At 37.2% G+C, this 7,022-nt stretch carries 8 protein-coding genes; all 8 read right to left on the bottom strand.

From position 1 onward, the window contains the following. Positions 1-175: 175 nt before the first annotated feature. The 8 genes from fba to dhaL all read right to left on the bottom strand — a co-directional run bounded on the left by fba (position 176) and on the right by dhaL (position 7,019). On the bottom strand, positions 176-1,021 hold the full coding sequence (gene fba, locus ACTRXF_RS04915; RefSeq protein ID WP_474278129.1) for a class II fructose-1,6-bisphosphate aldolase: 846 nt from the start codon (positions 1,019-1,021) through the stop codon (positions 176-178). Between the two features lie 33 nt (positions 1,022-1,054). Further along, positions 1,055-2,002 carry a class II fructose-bisphosphatase gene (glpX, locus tag ACTRXF_RS04910; RefSeq protein WP_474278105.1) on the bottom strand — a complete coding sequence of 316 codons (948 nt, stop codon included), beginning with the start codon at positions 2,000-2,002 and terminating at the stop codon, positions 1,055-1,057. An 85-nt stretch (positions 2,003-2,087) separates the two neighbouring features. Next, positions 2,088-2,543, bottom strand: coding sequence for a ribose 5-phosphate isomerase B (gene rpiB, locus ACTRXF_RS04905; protein WP_474278103.1), 456 nt, complete (start codon positions 2,541-2,543; stop codon positions 2,088-2,090). 86 nt (positions 2,544-2,629) lie between these two features. Next, positions 2,630-3,901, bottom strand: coding sequence for a TRAP transporter large permease (locus ACTRXF_RS04900; RefSeq protein ID WP_474278101.1), 1,272 nt, complete (start codon positions 3,899-3,901; stop codon positions 2,630-2,632). Continuing rightward, a complete protein-coding gene (locus tag ACTRXF_RS04895) occupies positions 3,898-4,383 on the bottom strand; it encodes a TRAP transporter small permease (protein WP_474278099.1) in 486 nt (161 codons plus the stop codon). Before ACTRXF_RS04895 ends, ACTRXF_RS04900 begins: the two co-directional genes overlap by 4 nt. A gap of 165 nt (positions 4,384-4,548) precedes the next feature. Next, positions 4,549-5,580, bottom strand: a complete 1,032-nt coding sequence (locus tag ACTRXF_RS04890) for a TRAP transporter substrate-binding protein (protein WP_474278097.1) — start codon at positions 5,578-5,580, stop codon at positions 4,549-4,551. A gap of 19 nt (positions 5,581-5,599) precedes the next feature. Then, entirely contained in the window at positions 5,600-6,370 is a 771-nt protein-coding gene (locus ACTRXF_RS04885; protein ID WP_474278095.1) for a triose-phosphate isomerase, read from the bottom strand. Next, positions 6,363-7,019 (bottom strand): dihydroxyacetone kinase subunit DhaL, encoded by a 657-nt coding sequence (gene dhaL / locus ACTRXF_RS04880; protein ID WP_474278093.1) that lies wholly within the window; start codon positions 7,017-7,019, stop codon positions 6,363-6,365. The genes ACTRXF_RS04885 and dhaL overlap by 8 nt, the downstream gene beginning before the upstream one ends. Positions 7,020-7,022: the final 3 nt, after the last annotated feature.

Raw genomic sequence — 7,022 nt, 5'->3', positions numbered from 1 at the left:
GGGTGACCCGACTGGGCTTTTTCAATACTTTCGATGGACAGCGTCCGAATCGTGTTAATTGCTAACTGTTCTGTGCTCATTGCCACACTTCCACTCCTCTTACTATTTATAAATTTTCTTTTCATAATATTTTGAAAGAATGAATATTCAAATAAATTTTAAATGATTTTTAACTCTAGGCTTTATTTGAAGAACCAAATTCTATTATTTTAGCTTGAACTGTTTGCTGAATAGACTCCCGAGCCGCTCCTAAATATTTACGTGGATCATACAACTCTGGTTTTTCATTTAATATATTCCTTACGGTATCCGTTGCAGCTGTTTGATTTTCGGTATTCACATTAATTTTAGCCGCTCCTAAACGAATAGCTTTTTGAACATCCTCTTTTGGCAGTCCCGAGCCTCCATGCAAAACTAGAGGTTTTTTCGTTTTATTATAAATTTCCTCCATACGGTCGAACGCTAAGTTGGGCTCGCCTTGATAAAACCCATGAACTGAACCCAAAGCTGGAGCAAAACAGTCTACATCTGTATCATGAATGAGCTTTAAACAATCCTCCACTTTCGCATAAGCTTCTTCCGGATTAGTAATAACTCCACTATCCTGGGCTCCGACATGGCCAACTTCTGCCTCCACGGAAACACCTCGCACTCTAGCAATTTTCATAACTTTATTTGTTGTAGAAATATTATCCTCAATAGGGAGGTCCGAGGCATCAATCATCACAGAAGAAACACCAGCTTCAATAGCTTCCTTACATAGTTCTATGCTTGACCCATGATCTAAATGCAATGCTACCGGCACTGTGATACCGTAGTCTCTTATCAAGCCTTCGACCATATTTACCGCTGTGGAAAATCCTCCAATATAATTAGCTGCACCTTTCGAAAGACCACATATTACAGGAGATTGCTCTTCTTCAGCGGCTAGCAATATACCCTGAGCAAATTCTAAATTATTAATATTGAACTGTCCTACAGCGTACTTTTGTTCTCTCGCTTTGTCCAGCATTTCTTTCATTGAAACTAACACTTTATCCATCCTTTCATAATATTACGATTGAAGGGAGTTTTCCATTTCATGTTGAGAGTTAATCATGTATGACTGTTTTTCTAAAGCTAAAAATGAATGCGTTACCAAGAAATTATTTTCTTCTTTTACTCCTCTTAATAACTTTCCATTAGTAATACCTGTAGCCACAAATAAACAATTATCTGAAGAAACAATGTCTTCTAACTTCAAATAAGCTCCAGGATCAGTGATGCCCATTGTTTTGCATCTTCTATATTGATTATCGTCACTTACACAAAGTTTTGCTTGAAAATCTCCACCTAAACTACGTAAAGCTACTGCTGCTATTACCCCTTCCGGAGCTCCCCCTTTACCTATAAACATGTCTACTGAATGGTTAGATAGAGCCGTAGCAACTGCAATATTTATATCAACCTCTTGGAACAAGGAAACTTTTGCCCCCGTATCTTTTATTTGTTCAATAATTTTTTGATGCCGGGGTCGATCTTGAATGCCAACTTCTATTTCCGATAATGGTTTTTTCATAGCTTTAGCAACATTTTCGACATTCTCTTTAGGAGAAAGTTTTAAATCAATCGCTCCCTTAGCTGCCGGCCCTACAGCAATTTTTTCCATGTACATATCGGGAGCATGAAGAAGCGCGCCTTTTTCAGCAAGCGCAAGCACTGCTATTGCATCTTCTTTTCCACTGGCTACTAGCTTCGTGCCGTCTATCGGATCTACAGCAATATCCAGTTCTGGTGATTTTTCTTTTCCAACTTTTTCTCCTATAAAAAGCATAGGAGCTTCATCCATTTCTCCTTCTCCAATTACTACAGTTCCTTGTCCTTTCATTTTGTTTAATGTACGACGCATTGCCTCAGTAGCATAAAAATCTGCTTTATTCTTATCTTCTTTTCCAATGTAAGGATATACTGCTAAAGCTGCCTGTTGAGTGACATTTACTAATGGAATAGCTAATTGATTCAAATTATCTCCTACTTTCTTGCAAACAATTTATACAAAAAGCCTAAAAGGCTAGCTTGCTCTATCCCTTTAGGCTATTTGGTTTCTTTTATTTACTTTGTGAAAGATATTCTTGTTCTTTATCTATAATTTTTTGAACCTTTTTTGTCGATCCGCCTTCCCATGACACATTTAAATAACTTTCTACTATTTTCTTGGCCGCTTCCGGTCCTATAACTTGAGATCCCATGGTAATAATTTGGGCGTTGTTACTCAATTGAGCTCTTTCAGCTGAATAAGTGTCATGACATTGAGCAGCCCGAATGCCAGGTACTTTATTAGCCGATATTGCTACTCCTATTCCTGTACCGCAAATTAAAATTCCACGTTCTACTTTTTCTTCTTTAACTGCTTGCGCTAATTCAAAAGCTACATCTGGATAGTCAACAGAATCACAACTGTAACATCCAAAATCAGTAATTTCGTGTCCCAATTCTTCTATATGATTCTTTACTTCTTCTTTTAAGGAAAAGGCATTATGATCACTGCCGAGAGCTATTTTCATTTTTAATCACTTTCCTTTCGTTTTTTTATATAATATATCATTTTATTTCGTTTGTCAACTAATTATATATAAATCGAAAGATTTCGTTACCCTAACAAAGCAATTGAAAGCCAAGGTACCAGCACAATGATAGTAAGGCTCAAAAGCATTGCTATGAAAAACGGAATAACTGCTTTTGAAAGTGTCGGTATGCCAAGACCAGAAATTCCTGAACCTACGAACAAGTTCACTCCTAGAGGCGGCGTAATAAATCCAATAGATAAATTGACAATCATTATTACCCCGAATTGTATTGGATCGATTCCCAACTCCATAACAACCGGAAATAAAATAGGGGTTAATATTACAATCGCCGCTGTAGTATCCATAAACATACCTACTATTAATAACAAGATACATATCAGTAGAATAATAATAATAGGATTCTCGGAAATTCCCGTTAAGAAAAGTGAAATTTGGTTTGGTATTCTCTCAAGAGTAAGAATTTGACCAAAGGCTGTAGCAGAAGCGATTATTATTAAAATAGTAGCGCTAGTTAAGGAGGAATTCGTAATAATATTAGGCAAGTCAGAAATTTTCATTTCTCTATATACAAATAAGCTGATAATCAAAGCATAAACAACTGCGACTACAGCCGCTTCGGTGGGAGTAAAGATCCCACTGTATATACCGCCAAGAATTATAATGGGCGTGAGTAGTGCCCATTTAGCTTTATTTGCAGCTTTAAACAAAGCTTTAAATGTAAATTTTTCTCCAGCGCCCCTATAATTTTGTTTTTTAGAATAAATATACGCCCAAACCATCATCATTAAAGCTATTAAAATACCGGGTAAAATGCCCCCCAGAAACATATCTCCAACCGAGGTTTGTGAAGAAACACCGTACATAATCATAGGGATACTTGGAGGAATAATAATGCCTAAAGAACCCGCAGAAACTACTACTGCTGTAGCAAATTTCTTGTCATAACCTTCTTCTACCATTGCCGGAATCATTAACCCGCCTACAGCTGCTACGGTTGCTGGGCCTGAACCAGAGATAGCGGCAAAAAACATAGAAGTCAAAACAGCTACTATAGCCATGCCACCCGTGACGTTCCCTACCATCACTTTTCCTAAATTCATAAGACGAGCAGAAATCCCTCCACCACTCATTAATCCTCCTGCAAGAATAAAAAGCGGAACAGCCAATAAAGGAAAAGTATCTACAGAAGTTACCAGGTCCCTCACAAAGCTTTCTTCATTAATAGTTGGGAGAATCACTATAGTAATAAATGAAGCTAAACCTAGTGCTATTCCTATAGGAACTGTAGTTATCAACAATAAAGCCAGTAATCCAAATAGAATTAGTGAAGTCATAAATCAACATCCTCGTTTGACCGCCATTTAGCCGTTATATACCACTGATCTTGAATTAAACGTATAAAAGTTAAGGTGAAACCTACTAAAGTGGAAGCGTATACCCACCCATATGAAATTCCCAATCCTGGGGTTGTTCTCGTAATACTAAAGACAGTATTTAATCCGTAGTAAATAACAATGATACTAAAAATCAAAAAGATAAGATTAGAAAAGGTGCGGATAAAAAACTTTCCATTTTTTTTAAACAAAAGTGCTAATGAATCTATTTTCAAGTGTTTGTTTCTTTTTACGGCATAACTCACGCCGATAAAAAGCATCCAGATAAACATGTAGCGAGCCAATTCTTCAGTCCACGGGAAAGTAAAAGTGAAAACATTTCTCATAACTACTTGAGCAAATAAAGTGATTACTAAAATAGCTGTGGTTAATATAAGCAAGTATTCTTCAGTATATTTATTTAGAAACCGGATTATTTTCATATCGAATTCTCCCTCTAAAGAGGATTTCTGATAAAAAAGCAAAAGTAGATACCCCTACCACTATATGAACTTTTTAAAAGTTACTTACAATATTAGGTATCTACTTAAATACTTTTCTTGTTATTTACGATTCATAAAGATAAAAAATTGATAATTAAATTACATTTATTTTCCTTCTTCAACATGATTTAAAAATTCGTCCATAAATTCTTGACTTGTTTCATCTGCATAATTATCTTTCACCGGCTGCGTTGCTTCTTCAAATGGAGCTGTTTCGGGCTCTACTATTTCCATGCCATTTTCAGATAATTCATCTAGAAGTTCTTCTTCTTCATCGCGTATAGTCTCTCTGTGAAATTGCTTAGCTTCTGCTGCTGCTTCATCAATAATATTCTGCTGGTCTTCTGATAAAGAATTCCAAAATTCATCACTGATTGCCATAGGCAGAGGGCCGTATTGATGGTTAGTTAATGATACATAGTCTTGAACTTCATAAAAACTACTTGCATAGATATTGGCTAACGGATTCTCTTGGCCATCTACTGTGCCTTGCTGCAATGCTAGATAAAGTTCTCCGAAGGCCATAGGCGTAGCGCTTGCACCCATTGCTTCCAACGTATTTACCGAAACATCTGCCTCTGGTGTGCGAATACTTACTCCATTGAGATCTTCTGGAGATTCAACGGGGTTATTACTAGTTGTGGTTTGTCGCATACCATTTTCAAAAAAACCAACAATTCGAATGTTATCATCTAACAATGGTTCCGAAACTAAGTCCCCGGCTTCTCCATCTAACACTTCCCAAGCATGCTCATAATCTTCAAATAGATAAGGAAGTTCAGTCGCTCCGATTCGATTGTCATATTGAGTAAAAATCCCCGCCCCCGCAAGACCTATTTCCAACTCATTTAAGGCAACATTTTCAATCATCTCTGGTTCACTACCGAGTTGCTCATTTGGAAAAATATTCACTGTCATATTGCCATCAGACTGCTCTTCTACGATTTCTTTAAACTTCACAGTCGCTTCATGACGAACGTTCGATTCTGCCGCACCATGTCCTAAATCTATTGATACTTCTTGATTTCCGTCCCCATTGCTCTCGCCATTCGAATCCCCACTAGATTCATTGCTTCCGCAAGCTGCCAAAACAGTTAAAACTAATACCCCGCTAAGTGGTTTGATCACTTTCTTCATAATATAACTCCCCCTAAGATTAGATATTTTTATCAATTGTATACAAAATCTTTTCAAAAGAAGTGGCATCCCAAGCTGCACGACCAATAAATAAACCGTTTACATTTCTACATTCAAGATAAGACTGATGATTTTCTTCGTTTACACTGCCTCCATATAAGAGAGCCACTTTCTCTCCGGATTCTCCAAATAATTCTGACAATAGTTTCCGAATATTATCGTGCTGGTAACTTACATATTCTGGAGAAGCCGGGATTCCTTGATTCCCAATCGCCCAAACAGGCTCATAAGCAATTTGAATATTTTCAATCTCGTTTTTATTAAGACCAAACAAAATAGTTTTTAGCTGAGTTCTAATCTTTTCATTTCCCAATTCTCTTTCTTTATCATTGAGATTTTCTCCTATACAAATAAGCGGCGTTATATTTTTTTCTAAAGCTGCTATTACCTTTTTATTAAGGTCTATATCATTTTCATTGTAAGTCTCTCGACGCTCCGAATGTCCTAGTTCGATTAAATCGATACCCGCTTCTTTTAGCATCAGTGGAGAAACTTCTCCAGTTTGAGCTCCGCGGTCTTCCCAATGCATATTTTGAGCGCCAATGCTGATCCTAGAATTAACTGTTATTTCTTTCAAAGGATATATGTGCAAGAAAGAAGGAATAACAAAAAGCTCAATTTTAGAAGAAAGATTTTTTTGGATTTCAATTAGTTCAGCTAAATAATTTTGCCCCTCTTCTAATGTTTTCGTCATTTTCCAGTTAGTGCCTATATAAACTTTATCACTCATTTTGTTCGATCCATTCTCTCATACTTTTAATGATTAACCATACGCTAGTTGCCCCAGCGTCCTGGTAACCCATAGCTCTATCTCCTAAAGTTTTTGCTCGTCCGAATTTAGCTGGAATATCTTTAGTAAATTCCACCCCATTCTTTGCTGCTTCTTCTGCTTTTACCAGCCCCTCGTATAGGGAAAGTTGTTCTTCAGAAGCTTGTTGTAAAGCTTTGGCCCCTGGCTCTAAGGCATCAATCATGGTCTTATCTCCAACTTCGGCTTTTCCTCTTTTTTTCACAGCTTGAGTAGAAGCCATAAAAATAGTAGCAAGCGTCTCTATGGTCATGTTCGGCTTAGGCTCCATCTCTTTGACGCCCCCACTAAACATTGTCCCGAAGATAACACCAGAAGCCCCACCCATAGACTTCATCATTTCCATACCGGTTACTTTAAATATTTCAGGCACACTATCATAATCGTTCTCTTTAAGCTTAGCAGTAAAAGCTTGGGCTCCCGCAGACATCCCAGAGCCATGATCCCCGTCGCCTATTTCACTGTCGATTTGTCCTAACATATCTTTTTCCTGTTTTATTCTTTCACCTAAATGAAGAAACATTTTTTGTACTTCTGTAGCAGACAATTCTTTTCTTGTCGAGGTACTCATTTT

Source organism: Marinococcus sp. LNHM3E3-2.2 (assembly GCF_056034385.1).
Note: the sequence above shows the minus strand (reverse complement) of the source record. Positions and strands in the feature narration are given on the sequence as shown.